Here is a 14,610-nt window from a genome sequence, read left to right on the forward strand (position 1 = left end):
GGATTCGGGCCGTCAGGACGGGCGCCTGAGCCGCGCCAGCGCCTCCGCCACCGTTGCCACCGGCAAGCTGTCCAGGGGCTGGTGGCGCAGCACCGAGACCGCGGGGCCGCGCGGGGCGCAGAGGGCCGGGTCGCTGTCGGCGCCGAACAGCGCCACGGTCGGGCAGCCCGAGGCCGCCACCAGATGCGTCGGTCCGGTGTCGTTGCCCACGGCGAAGGCGGCGCGCCGCCCCAGGGCGCCGATCTGCTCCAGCGTGGTGCGGCCGGTCAGGTCGATGGCGCCGGGCGCCCCGGCGCGGATGGCGGCGGCCAGCTCCCTCTCGCCCGGCCCGCCCAGCACCGCCACCGGCAGATCGAGCCCGGCCGCTAGGGCAGCATAGGCGGCGGCCGGCCAGCGCTTGCCGGGCCGGCCCGGCGAGGCGCCGGGAATCAGCAGGCCGAAGCGCGGCGGCAGGTCGAGGCCGGAGACATCCCCCGCCATCCAGCTCATGTCCGGCGCCGGGACGTGGTGGATCCCGGCCAGCGCCAGCTGCTCGCGCTGGCGCTCCAGCGTGTGCATCCGGTCACGCCGCGGATTGGCGTGCGGATGGCTGGCGCCGCGGGCGATGCCGGACCATTCCGGCGCCGGCCCGGTGAACCAGCGGTAGCGCGAGGACCGGCCCGAGGTCTGCAGGTCGTAGACCCGGTCGAAGCCCGCCCGGCGCAGCCGCAGCGCCAGCCGCGTCACGGCGCGCAGGTCGCTCCAGGCCGGCCGTCCGTCGGACCAGACCTCGTCGAACCACGGGGCGCGGCGCAGCAGCGGGGCGAAGGGCGGCGTGGTCAGCAGGACGATGCGGGCGGCAGGGTGGTGCGCGCGGATAGCCGCGAAGGCCGGGAAGGCCTGCACCACGTCGCCCAGCGCCGCCAGCTTGATCACCAGGATGCTGGCGGGCTTCACAGCAGCTCCCGGTAGACGGCCAGGGTCGCCCGCTGCATGGCCGCGGTGGTGTAGGTCCGGCGCACCATGGCCTGGGCCTGGGCGCCGATGGCGGCGCGTGCCTCCGCCGGCATGGCCAGGACACGGGCGATGCCGCGGGCCAGCGCGGCCGGCTCCCCGGGCGGCACGCGCCAGCCCGTCTCGCCCTCTTGCACCGTCTCGCGCGGGCCGCCGAGGTCGCTGGCGATCACCGGCCGGGCCATGGCCTGGGCCTCGATCACGCTGCGCCCGAAGGCCTCAGCATCGGTCGAGCAATGCAGCACCAGATCGGCCAGCAACAGCGCCGCCGGCATGTCCTCGCCATGCCCGGCCAGCGTGAAATCGCCGCCGAGGCCGAGCGCCGTGCCGTAGCGCAGCAGCTCCTCGGCATACAAGCCGCGCCCGAAGTCGCCGAGCAGCACCGCGAAGGGGCGCGGCGGCGGGAGCATGGCCAGCGCCTCGAGCAGCACCTTCTGGCCCTTCCAGCGGCTGATCCTGGCCGGCAGCAGCAGCACCGGCCGGCGCGACGGCAGGCGCCAGGCGGCGCGCAACGCCTCCAGCCGGCCGGGCTCCACCGCCGCCGGGTCGAAGCGGCGCGGATCGACGCCGCGCGGGATGACGCGCAGCCGCGACGGGTCGATGCGATGCCGCTCGGCGATCAGCCCGGCGATGAAATGGCTGATGGCGATGACCCGATCGCCCCGCGCCATCACCGAGTTGTACAGTCGCTTGCCGGGGAAATCCTCGTTGTAGGTGCCGTGATAGGTGGTGACGAAGCGCGCCCCGCTCCGGCGCGCCGCCATCAGCCCGGCCCAGGCGGGCGCCCGGCTGCGCGCATGCAGGAGCGACACCCCCTCGCGGCGGACGAGCCCGGCCAGGTCGGCGGCATTGCGCCAGAGCGCCAGCGGCGACTTGTCCGCCAGGGACGGCATGGTGACATGGCGTGCGCCGACCGCCTCCAGCTCCGGTACCATCCTGCCGCCCGCCGAGGCCACCAGGGCCCGGAATCCCGCCGCCGCCAGGGCCTCGGCGATCTCCACCGTGCCGCGCTCGACCCCGCCCGAGGCCATCGAGGGCAGGATCTGCAGGATGGCGGGCGCGCTGGAACCGGGATCAATCATGCGGCGGCCCAAATAGAACAGATACAGGCGCAGGAAAATGCCCAGGGGATCCGCCGGGCGGCCGGACCCGCAACCCTCGCGAGTATTCGATACTGGAATGAAGTTATTGTGAAGCCAATCCAGGCCTTGCCGAAAGCATGGCCTCAGAAAACCGGCTAACAGTTTCTCATCTTTGAGATCCTCCAGACGATAAGTGCAGGAAAAGCGGGATGCAGCAGCGGATGCCGGAAGTCAGGGGAGAGCGGCTGCATTATCTGGATCAGCTGCGCGCGTTCCTGATGTTTCTGGGCATCCCCTATCACACCGCGCTGGCCTTCTCGGTACACCAGCCCTGGATCGTCGATGCCGCCGCGGACTCACCGCTGCTGAGCTGGCTGGCCCAGTTGAGCCACACCTTCCGCATGCCGGTCTTCTTCGTCATCGCTGGCTATTTCGCCGTGATGATGCTGCGCCGGCGCGGCCCCCTGCCCTGGTGGCGGGACCGGCTGTGGCGGCTGGGGCTGCCCCTTCTCACCGTCGGCCTGCTGCTCAATCCGCTGCAGATGCTGGCCGGAAGCATGACCGATCCGGCCGATACCATGACCGAGTGGCGGGCCCGCCTCGCCATGCCGGGCGAGCACTGGGTCGCGCATCTGTGGTTCCTGATCGACCTGCTGGCCTATTGCTCCCTGCTCGCCGGCCTGGCCTGGATCAGGCGCCGGCGGCCCGGTCTTCGCGCCGCCACCGCGCGGGCGGCCGGCTGGCTGGAGCGGCACCGGATGCTGCGCCATGCCCTGCTGCCGCTGACCGGCGCCTTCGTGGTGGCCGCGGTGATCGCGCTGCACCTGATCGGGGTCAACAACCTGCTCAACAATGCCCTGGTGGTCGCGCGCACCGTCACCCACCTGCCGGTCTTCCTGCTCGGCGCCGCCCTGGCCTGGAGGCCGGACTGGCTCGCCCGTTTCCTGCGCGCCGACGCGCGGGCCTGGCTGCTGGCCCTGGCGCTGGTGCCGGTGCTGGCGGCGATCCAGTGGCGCGAGCCGCTGTCGATGCGTGCCGCCACTTACTTCCTCTCCCCCATCGTCGGCATCCTGATGGCCCATGTCCTGATGTCGGCGGCGCGGCGCTGGTTCAACCAGGCCAGCCCGCTGACACGCCATCTCGTGGACTCCTCCCTGACGGTCTACCTCTTCCACCAGGTCTTCATCGTCTTCGGCGTGGTGCTGCTGATGGAGAGCGGCCTGCCGCCCCTGGCGCAGTTCCTCCTCATCGTCGCCGCCACGGTGCCGCTCTGTCTGCTGGTGCACGCGGCGATCCGCCGCAGCGGCACGCTGTCCCTGCTGTTCAACGGCGCCCGGCCCCGCGCCCGCATCGCCGTGCCGGCCCCGGTCTCGCCGCCCCTGGCGCCCGGCTGACGCAGCCTCACCCCGGCGGGCGGATGCGGTAGGGCACGACGCCCCGCTGCAGGCTGCCGACATCGAGGGACTGGCTGGCCGGCGGCACGGCGCGGTGGCGGCAGTCGGTGCGCTCGCAGGCCCGGCAGCCGGGCCCGATCGGGTCGAAGAAGCCGGGCTCGCTGAGGTCGAGGCCGGTGGCATAGACCGTCTGCCCCGCATAGGCCGTCTCGCAGCCGATGACGATGGCGACGTTGCGCGGCCGGCTGAGATAGGCGCCGCCGCCCCGCCCCACCGTGCGGGCGATGCTCAGATAGCTCACCCCGTCCGGCGTCTGCGCCACCTGCACCAGCACGCGGCCGGGCTGGGCGAAAGCGCGATAGACGTTCCACAAGGGGCAGGGCCCGCCGAAGCGGGCGAAGCGGAAGCGCGTGGCACTGCTGCGCTTCAGCACGTTGCCGGCGATGTCGGTCTTGACCAGGAAGAAGGGAATGCCCGGCCGCCCCGGCCGCTGCAACGTGCTGAGCCGGTGGCAGACCTGCTCGAAACTGGCGCCGAAGCGGCCCTGCAGCCGCTCCACGTCGTAGCGCAGCAGCTCGGCCTCGGCCAGGAAGCGCTCATAGGGCATCAGCAGCGCGCCGGCGAAGTAGTTGGCGAGGCCGATGCGGGCGAGCGAGCGGGCCTCGGCGCTGGACAGCCGCGCCGCGCGCACCTCGGAGAGGATGGCGCGGCGCTGCTCCAGCAGCCCGATGACATGGGCCATCCAGAACAGGCGGCTGGCCGGCGCCGCCTCCTGCGCCAGGGCCAGGACCCGCTCCACCCGCTGCAGCCGCCAGACCGTGCCCTGCGCCAGCAGGGAGGGATCGTCGGCCACCGCGATGCCGTGCCGGTCCAGCAGATGGCGGGCAAGGTCGTCCTGGGTCGGCGCGCCCCCGCGGCCGATGCGCCCGGCCAGGGCCTCGGCGGCGCGGTCGAGCCGGTCGAAATGGTTCTGCCGCGACTGCACCCAGTCGCGTACCTCGTCATAGGGGAAGTGCGGCACGCCGGCGAAATCCTCGCCCGCCATGCCGCGCGCGCGCAGCGCCTGGTGCTGCTCGTCCAGCGCCAGATAGGCACGGTAGAGTTCAAGGAAACGCTCGGCCAGCTCGGGCGCGGCGCGGACGGCGGCGCGCGCCTCCTCGGCCGGGACGGTGGCGCGGCCGAAGAGCGGATCGCCCGTGGCCTCGCGCAGGCTGCCGGCCAGCCGCTCGTCATCCGCATCGGCGAAGAGGCTCTCGGGCACGCCGAGCCAGGCGGCGGCGCGGCCGCGCAGCGCGGCGGGCATGGGGCGGAGATCGGCCTCGATCTGGCTGAGATAGCTGGGCGAAATGCCGAGGCCGCGCGCCATCGCGCCCTGGCCGAGCCCCCGCCCCCGCCGCAGGCGGCGCAGCCGGTCGCCCGCGAAGATCTTGGGTTCCTTTCCGCTCTGGGATTGGCTCTTCACAATCTTCACAAAATCCGCCGCCTCCTTGGCATGAATATGCAAGGCGACGGGCTGACACCAGCGCGGATCATGGCAAAATTGGCAAAATCTCGAGGGAGTATGCGCGAGCCATGATCACCCATGACGTGAAGGTCCATCCCGAGGCCGACCGGCTGCCCCGCGAGGGGCAGCTGGCCTGGAAGATCGCCGAGGTGGCGGCCGATCCGGTGGCGGTCGAGCCCGAGGTCAGCGAGATGATCATCAACCGGGTCATCGACAACGCTTCCGTCGCCATCGCCGCCATCAACCGTCATCCCGTCGTCACCGCCCGCGCCCAGGCCCTGGCCCATGCCCGGCCGGGCGGCGCCACGGTCTTCGGCTGCGGCCCGGATGTGCGCGTGCACGCCGAATGGGCCGCCTGGGCGAACGGCACGGCGGTGCGCGAGCTCGACTACCACGACACCTTCCTGGCCGCCGACTACTCCCATCCGGGCGACAACATCCCGCCGCTGCTCGCCGTCGCGCAGCAATGCGGCAGCGACGGCGCGGCGCTGATCCGCGGCCTCGCCACCGGCTACGAGATCCAGGTCGACCTGGTGCGGGCGATCTGCCTGCACGAGCACAAGATCGACCACGTGGCGCATCTCGGCCCCTCGGCCGCCGCCGGCATCGGCACCATGCTCGGCCTGCCGACCGAGGCGATCTACCAGGCGATCCAGCAGGCGCTGCACGTCACCACCGCCACGCGCCAGAGCCGCAAGGGCGAGATCAGCTCCTGGAAGGCCTTCGCGCCGAGCCACGCCGGCAAGCTGGCGATCGAGGCGGTGGATCGCGCCATGCTGGGCGAGGGCGCGCCGAGCCCGATCTACGAGGGCGAGGACAGCGTCATCGCCCGCATGCTGGACGGCAAGGACGCGCATTACCGCGTGCCGCTGCCCGCGCCGGGCGAGGCGAAGCGCGCCATCCTCGACACCTACACCAAGGAGCATTCGGCCGAGTACCAGTCCCAGGCGCTGATCGACCTCGCCTTCCGCATGGGCAAGAAGGTCACGAACTGGGACGACGTGAAGGAGATCGTGGTGCAGACCAGCCACCACACCCATTACGTCATCGGCACCGGCGCCAACGACCCGCAGAAGATGGACCCTAAGGCCTCGCGCGAGACGCTGGACCATTCCATCATGTACATCCTGGCCGTGGCCTTGCAGGACGGCGAGTGGCACCACGTCCGCTCCTACCTGCCGGAGCGCGCGGCGCGGCCCGACACGGTGCGGCTCTGGCACAAGATCCGCACCGTCGAGGACCCGAAGTGGACGGAGCGCTACCACTCGCGCGACCCGAACGTGAAGGCCTTCGGCGGCAAGGTCGAGATCATCCTGAACGACGGCACGGTGATCGCCGACGAGCTGGCGGTGGCCAATGCGCACACGCTGGGCGCGACGCCCTGGACGCGGCCGGACTATATCCGCAAGTTCGAGACGCTGACCGAGGGGCTGATCGAGCCCTCGGAATCGCGCCGCTTCCTCGACCTGGTGCAGCGCCTGCCGGAGCTGAAGGCGGCCGACCTGCTCGGGCTCACCGTGGCGCTGCCGCAGGGCCGGCTCACCCGCAACGACCGCGCCGGCATCTTCAACCACACGGCCTGAGGCCGGGAGGGAGAACACGATGAGCGAGACGACAGCCAACGCGCCGAAGCCCAAGAAGTCGGTCGCGCTGTCGGGCGTGCCGGCGGGCAACACGGCGCTCTGCACCGTGGGCCGCACCGGCAACGACCTGCACTACCGCGGCTATGACATCCTCGACGTGGCCGAGGCCGCCGAGTTCGAGGAGATCGCCTATCTTCTCGTGCACGGCAAGCTGCCGGACGTGGCGGAGCTCGCGGCCTACAAGCGCAAGCTGAAGGCGCTGCGCGGCCTGCCCGCCAGCCTGCGCACGGTGCTGGAGGCGCTTCCCGCCGCCTCCCACCCGATGGACGTGATGCGGACCGCCGTCTCGGTGCTGGGTTGCGTGCAGCCGGAGAAGGAGGACCACAACCACCCCGGCGCGCGCGACATCGCCGATCGGCTGATGGCCTGCCTCGGCCCGGCGCTGCTCTACTGGTACCACTTCTCGCACAACGGCCGGCGCATCGAGGTGGAGACCGATGACGACAGCATCGGCGGCCATTTCCTGCACCTGCTGCACGGCGAGGCGCCGCCGGCCGAATGGGTGCGGGCGATGCACACGTCGCTGATCCTCTATGCCGAGCACGAGTTTAACGCCTCGACCTTCACCTGCCGCGTCGTCGCCGGCACCGGCTCGGACCTGTACTCCGCCATCGCCGCCGGCATCGGCGCGCTGCGCGGGCCGAAGCACGGCGGCGCCAACGAGGTCGCGCTGGAGGTGCAGCAGCGCTACGCGACGCCCGAGGAGGCCGAGGCGGATATCCGCCGCCGCGTCGAGGCGAAGGAGGTGGTGATCGGCTTCGGCCATCCGGTCTACACCGTCTCCGATCCGCGCAACGTGGTCATCAAGGAGGTGGCGCGGCGGCTCTGCAAGGCGCAGGGCACGCTGGCGCGCTTCGAGATCGCCGACCGGATCGAGGCCGTGATGGCCGAGACCAAGCGGATGTTCGCCAATCTCGACTGGTTCTCGGCCGTCTCTTACCAGGCGATGGGCGTGCCGACCGCGATGTTCACGCCGCTCTTCGTCATCGCCCGCACCTCGGGCTGGAGCGCGCATGTCATCGAGCAGCGCATCGACGGCAAGATCATCCGCCCGACCGCGAACTACACGGGGCCGGAGAATCTCGAATTCGTGCCGCTGAAGAAGCGCTGACGCCGCCGCCTCACGGCCTTCCCGCCCGGTCCGGCCGCCATGCCGGGCCGGGCGTCGTTCTTGCCAAGGAGCCCGCACCATGCCCTATGTGATCGCCGACGACCTGCCCGAGGCGCCCGCCGGCCAGCGCTTCCGCGCCCTGCTCGACCGGCCGCAGATCCTGCGCATGCCAGGCGCGCATCTCGGCATCGCCGCGCTGCTGGCACGGAAGGCCGGCTTCGAGGCGCTGTACATGTCGGGCGCCGCCATGTCGGCCACCATGGGCCTTCCCGATCTCGGCATGATCACGGTCGATGACGTCGCCTGGCACATCCGCCAGGTCTCGCGCGCCAGCGGCCTGCCGGTGCTTGTCGATGGCGACACCGGCTATGGCGAGGCGCTGAACGTCATGCACATGGTGCGTGCCTTCGAAGAGGCCGGCGCCGGCGCCGTGCATCTCGAGGACCAGCTCCTGCCGAAGAAGTGCGGCCACCTCAATGACAAGAAGCTGGCCGATGCGCGCGACATGGCCGCCAAGGTCGCCGCGGCCCGCAAGGCCCGGCGCCATCTCTACCTGATCGCCCGCACCGACGCGGCGGCGAGCGAAGGCATCGACGGCGCCGTGGCGCGGGCGAAGCTCTACCTGGAGGCCGGGGCGGACGCGATCTTCCCCGAGGCGCTGACCACCCGCGAGATGTTCGAGGAGTTCGCCCGCCGCATGCCGGGCGTGAAGCTGCTCGCCAACATGACCGAGTTCGGCCGCACGCCCTTCTTCACCGCCGCCGAGTTCGAGGCCATGGGCTACGCCATGGTGATCTGGCCGGTGAGCCACCTGCGCGTCGCGGCCAAGGGGATGGAGGAGCTTTACGCCGCCATCACGCGGGATGGCGGCACGCAGAACATGCTGCAGCGCATGCAGACCCGGCAGGAGCTCTACGAGACCATCGACTACCACGCCTATGAATCGCTGGATTCGACGCTGATCCGCACCGTTGTCCCCCAGGGCATGCCGCAGGGTAAGTCGCAGGATCGGTGAGGGGGCGCGCGCCCTTCACCCACCCTTCACACCACCCGCCGTCAGCCCGGCGATGATCTGCTTCTGCGCCAGCAGCGTCAGCAGCAGCACCGGCAGCGTCACCAGCAGCGCCGCCGCCGCCAGCGGGCCCCAGGAGATCTGCTCGAAGGTCAGCATGTTGTTGACCGCGACGGGCAGCGTCCGTGTCTCCCGGCCCGCCAGCACCATGGCGAAGATGAAGTTGTTCCAGGAGAAGATGAAGGAGAGGATCACCGCGACGGTGATGCCCGGCATGGCCAGTGGCAGCGCGACATGGCGGAAGGCCTGCCAGATCGTCGCGCCATCGACCAGCGCCGCCTCCTCCAGCTCCGCCGGCAGCCCCTCGAAGAAGCCGATCATCACCCAGACCACGATCGGCACGGTGATGACGAGATGCGTGATGACGATCGGCGTCAGCGTGCCGGTCAGGCCCAGCCACTGGAACAGCAGGAAGAGCGGGATCAGGTAGGAAAGGCCGGGCGTGATGCGGGCGATCAGGATCAGCATCGCCGCCCGGGTCGCCTGCATCTTGGCGATGCCGTAGCCCGCCGGAACGCCGATCAGGATGGCGAGGCCGGTGGCGCTGAAGGAGACCAGGATCGAGTTCCAGGTGTACTTCAGGAAGTCGTTCCGCGAGAAGACCTCGATGAAGTTGTCCCAGACCGGCGGGTTCGGGATGAAGACCGGCGGGAAGGCGGTGTTGTCCAGTTCGGTCTTCATCGACAGCGACAGCATCCAGAGGAAGACCAGGATCGCCGGCGAGACGAGGAAGAGCACGGCGAGCGCGAAGCCCAGCTTCTCCAGCAGGCGCATCATGCCTTGACCCTCCTGCGCGTCCAGAGCAGCAGGGAGGCCAGGGCGACGATCAGGAGGAAGAAGACCACCACCACCGCGCTGGCATAACCCATGTTGTAGTAGGCGAAGCCCTGCAGGTAGAGGAAGATGTTGATGGTCTCGCTGCTGGTCCCCGGCCCGCCCTGGGTGATGACATAGATGGTGTCGAAGGCCTTCAGCGCGTCGATGGTGCGGATGATGAGTGCCACGACGATGAACGGCGCGAGCAGCGGCAGGGTGATGTGCCAGAAGGCCTGCAGCGCGCTGGCGCCGTCGATCTTGGCCGCCTCGTAGGGGTCCTGCGGCAGCGAGGCCAGGCCGCCCAGCACGATCAGCATGACCAGCGGCGTCCAGTGCCAGACCTCGACCATCACCAGGGTCGGGATGACGGTGGCGGGGTCGTAGATCCACATGCTGGGCGGCAGGCCGAACCAGGTCAGCAGCCAGTTCAGCACGCCGAGCTGGGGATGGAACATCATGGTCCAGACCAGCGCCACCGCCACCGGCGTCGCCATCATCGGCAGGATGAAGATGGTGCGCGCCAGGCCGCGCAGCGGAAACTTCCGGTTGAACACCAGCGCGCCGGCCACGCCGAGGATCATCGGCAGGATGACGGCCAGCGCGGTGAAGTACAGGGTCCGCAGCATGGCCCAGTGGAAGCGTTCATCGGTCAGGAGCTTGCGGTAGTTGTCGAGGCCGACGAAATGGTGGCCACCGCCGATCTTCCAGTCATGCGCCGACATGAAGAGGGTGAAGGCCCAGGGGAAGAGGATGACGGAGAGCACCACCACCCCGGCCGGCACCACGAACCACCAGTAGCGGCGCGCATAGTTCCGGCGCCGCCCCGGCGCGGCGGCCAGGGCGGGTGCGCCCATGGCCGCCGGCTTTCCCGATGTCACGCCCGACATGGCACGATCAGGTCGCCCGCTCGGATTGTTCCAGCACCGGGCGGAAGGCGTCGGTCGCGCGCTTCAGCTCGGCGGGGATGTCGGCCCCGGCGCCGATGGCGTTGGTCAGCGCCGTGCCGATGGTGTCGCGGAACTCCGTCACCGGCACGATCTCCGGCAGGCCGGGGCGCGCGATGCGGCTGCTCTGCGTCAGGGTCTCGAAGAACTCGCGCGGGAAGCGGCTGGAGGCGATCGCTTCCTCGTTGCGGAAGGCGCTCGCCCGGGCCGGCGCGCCGGCCCCGGAGGTCAGGTAGCGAAGCTGGTTCGCCTTGCCGGTCGCCCATTGCAGGTAGTACCAGCTCGCGCCCCTGCGTTGGCTCTGCTCGGCGATGCCGAAGGCGGTGCCGAACAGGCAGCAATGGTGGTGCGCCGGGCCGGCGGGCGAGACGGCGTAGCCCACCTTGCCACCCGCCAGCCGCGAACGCTTCGGGTCCTCCAGCGGCGCGGCGAAGCCCACGCCGTCGATCCAGAAGGCGGCACGGCCCTGCATGAAGGTGGTCTGGCACTCGTTCCAGTTGAAGCCGATGCTGCCCGGCGGGCCGCATTCGCGCATCAGCTTGGCATACATCTCGGTGGCCCAGACGGCGTCGGGCGTGTCGGTCAGCAGCTTCATCTCGGGGCTGACCGTGTCGCGCTGCTGCGTGCCGAGGAGGAAGGAGGACCAGAGCACGACATTGGCGTTGCGCAGGCCGCGGCCCACGAAGCCGTACTGCTGCTTCGACGGATCGGTCAGCGCCTTGGCCGCGGTGTAGAGCTCGTCGAAGGTCTTCGGCACCGCGATGCCCTTCGAGGCCAGCAGCTCCTTGTTGTAGTACATGACGAAGTAGTCGGTGAACTCGGGCAGCGTGTCCATGCGCCCGTCGGCCTGGGTCGAGTAGGCCACGGCGCCCTGGCCGAAATCGGCGAAGTCGAAGTCGGGCGCCGTCATCGTGGGATCGTTGATCAGCGTCTTGACGTCGGTGCACCACCTGGCGCGCCCCACCTGCCGCTTGCTGACATGCAGGCTGATGCCGACCACGTCGAAGGAGGGGCGGCCGGAGGCGAACTCGATGGCGAATTTCTGCCGGTGCTGCTGCTCCGGGATGGCCTCGGCACCGACGCGGATGCCTGTCAGCTCCTCGAACTCCTTCTGATGCTGGATCAGCAGGCTGGAGCGTGGATTGGCGGTCAGGCTGGCCTCGACCTTCTCGCCCTTGAAGCGCTTCCAGTCGAAGGCCTGCTGCGCCCCTACGCTTTCCACCAGGGCCGGCGCCGCCAACAGGCCAGCGGCCGCGCGCAAGGCCACGCGCCGCGTGATCTCGGACATGTGTTCATCCCTCCCAAGTCCCGGCTTCACCGGTTGTCCGGCCATGCTTTCACCGGCATGGCCCGGATGGCAAGCGGGATCGGAAGGCGGTACGGTTTTCGCCAAGCCTCACGAGGCACACAGCAGGAGGACGCCGCATGACCACCCTCTCCACCGCCCTGCCGGAGGATTGGCGGGATGGCCATTTCGCCCTCCGGGCCGAGGGGCCGGACGGGCCGATGGCCCTCGCCCTGGCGCGCGGCGCCGCCTTCGACATGACGCCTGCCTTCGGCACGGTCAGCGCCTGGCTGAACAGCGACCAGCCGCTGGAGGCGATCCCGGCGCGCGGCGCGCCCATCGCCCTCGACATTCCGGGCCTGCTGGCCGGCGAGGGCCCCCACCGCCTGCTGGCGCCCTTCGACCTGCAGGCGCTCAAGGCCTGCGGCGTGACCTATGCCCGCTCGATGCTGGAGCGCGTCATCGAGGAGCGGTGCCGGGGCGATGCCAGCCAGGCGGAGGCGGTGCGGGCCGAGGTGCGCGGCATCATCGGCGACGATATCGCGAGCCTCCGCCCCGGCAGCCCGGAGGCCATGGCGCTCAAGGAGAATCTGGTCGCGCGCGGCTGGTGGAGCCAGTACCTGGAGGTCGGCATCGGCCCGGATGCGGAAATCTTCACCAAGGCCCAGCCGCTCTCCGCCGTGCCCTCCGGCGCCAGGGTCGGCATCCATCCCGGCAGTTCCTGGAACAACCCCGAGCCCGAGGCGGTGCTGGCGATCGACGCGCGCGGCCGCATCCTGGGCGCCACGCTCGGCAACGACGTGAACCTGCGCGATGTCGAGGGCCGCTCCGCCCTGCTGCTCGGCCGCGCCAAGGACAACAACGCGGCCTGTGCCCTGGGTCCGGCCATTCGCCTCTTCGACGAGGGCTTCACGCTGGAGGATGTCCGGGCCGCCGGGATCACGCTGACCATCGAGGGGCCGGATGGCTTCCGGCTGGAGGAGAGCGGCCGCGTCGGCGCCATCAGCCGCGACCCGACCGAGATCGTCGACCAGCTCATCAACCCCCACCACCAGTACCCGGACGGCGCCGCGCTCTTCCTCGGCACGCCCTTCTCGCCGGCCGCCGACCGCGACGCGCCGGGGATGGGCTTCACACACCATGTCGGCGATGTCGTGTGCATCGCCAGCCCGCGCCTGGGTGCCCTGGTGAACACCGTGGACCGCACCGATGCCTGCCCGCCCTGGCGCTTCGGCATCGGCGCCCTGATGGCCAACCTGGCCAAGCGGGGATTGCCGCACGCATGACACGGGAGGAAACCGGCCGGCTCGATCGGGGCGACGGCACGCATCTCGCCTGGGCCCGCCTGCCGGGGCGCGGCCCCACCACGGTCTTCCTGACCGGCTTCCGCTCCGACATGGAGGGCAGCAAGGCCCTGGCGCTCCGCGACGCCTGCGCCGCCGAGGGCCGCGCCTTCCTGCGCTTCGACTACTCCGGCCATGGCGCCAGCGACGGCGCCTTCGAGGCCGGCTGCGTCGGCGAATGGGCGGAGGATGCCGCCACGGCGCTGGAGCGGCTGACCGAGGGGCCGCTGGTGCTGGTCGGCTCCTCCATGGGCGGCTGGATCTCGCTGCTCCTGGCGCGGCGCTGGGCGCGGCTTCCCGGCAGCCGCATCCGGGCCCTGCTCGGCATCGCCGCCGCGCCGGACTTCACCCGCAAGCTGATGTGGCCGAGCTTCACCGAGGCGCAGCGCGAGACCATCCTGCGGGAGGGCGTGCTGCATGTGGAGAGCCCCTATGGCCCTCCGGTGCCGATCACGCGCCGGCTGATCGAGGATGGCGCGAGGAACCTGCTGCTCGATGGCCCGATCGCCTTCGACGGGCCGGTGCGGCTGCTGCAGGGCATGCGCGACAACGAGGTGCCCTGGGAGATGGCGGCCGAGATCGCCGGCCATCTGACGACACAGGATGTCTGCGTCACCCTGGTGAAGGATGGCGACCACCGCCTGGCGCGGGAGCAGGACCTGGCGCTGATCGTGGCGACGCTGCGGGAGTTGCGCGGCTGAGGCGGCGGGTCAGGCGGCGAGAAAGGACGGGCTCGCCGCCGCCTTGTTGAAGCCGGCCAGCCGCAGGGGCTCCTGGTGGGGGAACTCGGCGAAAACCGCATCCCAGGATCGGACATGCCCATCCGAGGCATCAGACCAGGGCGCGCAGCGCGCGAGATAGCGGTTGAACATCCCCGCTTCCCGCCAGGAGGGCTCGCGATACTTCTCGTGTTGCAGGACAACGAGGACGAAGCTGCCGCCACCGCCGTGCCATTTGCGCAGACAGTCACGCAGGGCCGCGGCGTTGCGGCGCAGATCCTCCCTCTCCTCGGTTCGATAGAAGTAGACGGTGCGGGCGCCGGATGAGGCGTTCCGTCGGAACTTCTCCGCCAGATAGGCCATCTTGCCGCGGAGCTGGGTCAGCTTTTCCTCGAACACAGCACCCGTCCAGGGCTCATCGGCCGCGAAGGGCGAATGCAGCCAGTAATCATGAGAGGTGTCGTGGATCAATCCGGATTTCGGATCATAGGACAGATTGTCCCGCTGTAGAATTCCCCCAAAATCCGAATCAAGAAGGCTGAGGAGAGCGCGGAACCGCGTCACGTTCCAGGAAAAGAAGGAGGCGCTGTCCCGGCCGAGGACCCGCCTCATCTGGAAAGCGGTCTCGCAGTTCACCCCGAAGGACACGTATTGTTGGAAAGCGGCTGTCATGCTTCGACCGTCTCCTTGCTGGCGACGGAGGC

Annotated in this window: 13 protein-coding genes; 6 read left to right on the top strand and 7 right to left on the bottom strand. The window is 70.3% G+C overall.

Annotation, left to right across the window (positions count from 1 at the left end):
• Positions 1-12 precede the first annotated feature (12 nt).
• Both D9598_RS15660 and D9598_RS15665 read right to left on the bottom strand, forming a co-directional pair.
• On the bottom strand, positions 13-936 hold the full coding sequence (locus D9598_RS15660; RefSeq protein ID WP_198367467.1) for a glycosyltransferase family 9 protein: 924 nt from the start codon (positions 934-936) through the stop codon (positions 13-15).
• Complete coding sequence (locus tag D9598_RS15665; RefSeq protein ID WP_198367468.1) at positions 933-2,075, bottom strand: glycosyltransferase family 4 protein; 1,143 nt, start codon at positions 2,073-2,075, stop codon at positions 933-935. Before D9598_RS15665 ends, D9598_RS15660 begins: the two co-directional genes overlap by 4 nt.
• 209 nt (positions 2,076-2,284) lie before the next feature.
• Between D9598_RS15665 and D9598_RS15670 the strand changes: the two genes are divergently transcribed.
• On the top strand, positions 2,285-3,469 hold the full coding sequence (locus D9598_RS15670; RefSeq protein WP_198367469.1) for an acyltransferase family protein: 1,185 nt from the start codon (positions 2,285-2,287) through the stop codon (positions 3,467-3,469).
• A gap of 7 nt (positions 3,470-3,476) precedes the next feature.
• Here the strand turns inward: D9598_RS15670 and D9598_RS15675 are convergent, their stop codons facing one another.
• Complete coding sequence (locus tag D9598_RS15675) at positions 3,477-4,940, bottom strand: helix-turn-helix domain-containing protein (protein WP_198367470.1); 1,464 nt, start codon at positions 4,938-4,940, stop codon at positions 3,477-3,479.
• 101 nt (positions 4,941-5,041) lie between these two features.
• On the opposite strand from D9598_RS15675, the gene D9598_RS15680 reads away from it, so the two are divergent.
• The 3 genes from D9598_RS15680 to prpB all read left to right on the top strand — a co-directional run bounded on the left by D9598_RS15680 (position 5,042) and on the right by prpB (position 8,742).
• A complete protein-coding gene (locus tag D9598_RS15680) occupies positions 5,042-6,556 on the top strand; it encodes an MmgE/PrpD family protein (protein ID WP_198367471.1) in 1,515 nt (504 codons plus the stop codon).
• Between the two features lie 19 nt (positions 6,557-6,575).
• Positions 6,576-7,727 (top strand): 2-methylcitrate synthase, encoded by a 1,152-nt coding sequence (gene prpC / locus D9598_RS15685; RefSeq protein WP_198367472.1) that lies wholly within the window; start codon positions 6,576-6,578, stop codon positions 7,725-7,727.
• A gap of 79 nt (positions 7,728-7,806) precedes the next feature.
• Positions 7,807-8,742 carry a methylisocitrate lyase gene (gene prpB / locus D9598_RS15690; RefSeq protein WP_198367473.1) on the top strand — a complete coding sequence of 312 codons (936 nt, stop codon included), beginning with the start codon at positions 7,807-7,809 and terminating at the stop codon, positions 8,740-8,742.
• Positions 8,743-8,757: 15 nt separating this feature from the next.
• On the opposite strand, the gene D9598_RS15695 is transcribed toward prpB, so the two are convergent.
• Genes D9598_RS15695 through D9598_RS15705 form a run of 3 tightly spaced genes read right to left on the bottom strand, consistent with a single transcriptional unit; the run spans position 8,758 to position 11,847 of the window.
• Positions 8,758-9,576 carry a carbohydrate ABC transporter permease gene (locus D9598_RS15695; RefSeq protein WP_198367474.1) on the bottom strand — a complete coding sequence of 273 codons (819 nt, stop codon included), beginning with the start codon at positions 9,574-9,576 and terminating at the stop codon, positions 8,758-8,760.
• Positions 9,573-10,469 carry a carbohydrate ABC transporter permease gene (locus D9598_RS15700; protein ID WP_198367475.1) on the bottom strand — a complete coding sequence of 299 codons (897 nt, stop codon included), beginning with the start codon at positions 10,467-10,469 and terminating at the stop codon, positions 9,573-9,575. The genes D9598_RS15695 and D9598_RS15700 overlap by 4 nt, the downstream gene beginning before the upstream one ends.
• 40 nt (positions 10,470-10,509) lie before the next feature.
• Positions 10,510-11,847, bottom strand: a complete 1,338-nt coding sequence (locus D9598_RS15705; protein ID WP_198367476.1) for an extracellular solute-binding protein — start codon at positions 11,845-11,847, stop codon at positions 10,510-10,512.
• A 137-nt stretch (positions 11,848-11,984) separates the two neighbouring features.
• Between D9598_RS15705 and D9598_RS15710 the strand changes: the two genes are divergently transcribed.
• Positions 11,985-13,130, top strand: a complete 1,146-nt coding sequence (locus D9598_RS15710; protein WP_198367477.1) for a fumarylacetoacetate hydrolase family protein — start codon at positions 11,985-11,987, stop codon at positions 13,128-13,130.
• A complete protein-coding gene (locus tag D9598_RS15715) occupies positions 13,127-13,888 on the top strand; it encodes a carboxylesterase (RefSeq protein WP_198367478.1) in 762 nt (253 codons plus the stop codon). The genes D9598_RS15710 and D9598_RS15715 overlap by 4 nt, the downstream gene beginning before the upstream one ends.
• Before the next feature lie 9 nt (positions 13,889-13,897).
• On the opposite strand, the gene D9598_RS15720 is transcribed toward D9598_RS15715, so the two are convergent.
• On the bottom strand, positions 13,898-14,610 hold a 713-nt coding region (locus tag D9598_RS15720), incomplete at its 5' end, for a DUF1796 family putative cysteine peptidase (protein WP_232477281.1).

Source organism: Roseomonas sp. KE0001, from assembly GCF_016107285.1.
In the GTDB taxonomy this organism is placed as follows: domain Bacteria; phylum Pseudomonadota; class Alphaproteobacteria; order Acetobacterales; family Acetobacteraceae; genus Pseudoroseomonas.

Bases quoted from the DNA above. Each gene is read 5' to 3' on its own strand.
- D9598_RS15710 (WP_198367477.1), top strand. From the start codon at position 11,985: ATGACCACCCTCTCCACCGCCCTGCCGGAGGATTGGCGGGATGGCCAT.
- D9598_RS15695 (WP_198367474.1), bottom strand. From the start codon at position 9,576: ATGATGCGCCTGCTGGAGAAGCTGGGCTTCGCGCTCGCCGTGCTCTTC.
- D9598_RS15670 (WP_198367469.1), top strand. From the start codon at position 2,285: ATGCAGCAGCGGATGCCGGAAGTCAGGGGAGAGCGGCTGCATTATCTG.
- D9598_RS15665 (WP_198367468.1), bottom strand. From the start codon at position 2,075: ATGATTGATCCCGGTTCCAGCGCGCCCGCCATCCTGCAGATCCTGCCC.
- D9598_RS15715 (WP_198367478.1), top strand. From the start codon at position 13,127: ATGACACGGGAGGAAACCGGCCGGCTCGATCGGGGCGACGGCACGCAT.
- prpB (WP_198367473.1), top strand. From the start codon at position 7,807: ATGCCCTATGTGATCGCCGACGACCTGCCCGAGGCGCCCGCCGGCCAG.
- D9598_RS15705 (WP_198367476.1), bottom strand. From the start codon at position 11,847: ATGTCCGAGATCACGCGGCGCGTGGCCTTGCGCGCGGCCGCTGGCCTG.
- D9598_RS15700 (WP_198367475.1), bottom strand. From the start codon at position 10,469: ATGGGCGCACCCGCCCTGGCCGCCGCGCCGGGGCGGCGCCGGAACTAT.
- D9598_RS15680 (WP_198367471.1), top strand. From the start codon at position 5,042: ATGATCACCCATGACGTGAAGGTCCATCCCGAGGCCGACCGGCTGCCC.
- prpC (WP_198367472.1), top strand. From the start codon at position 6,576: ATGAGCGAGACGACAGCCAACGCGCCGAAGCCCAAGAAGTCGGTCGCG.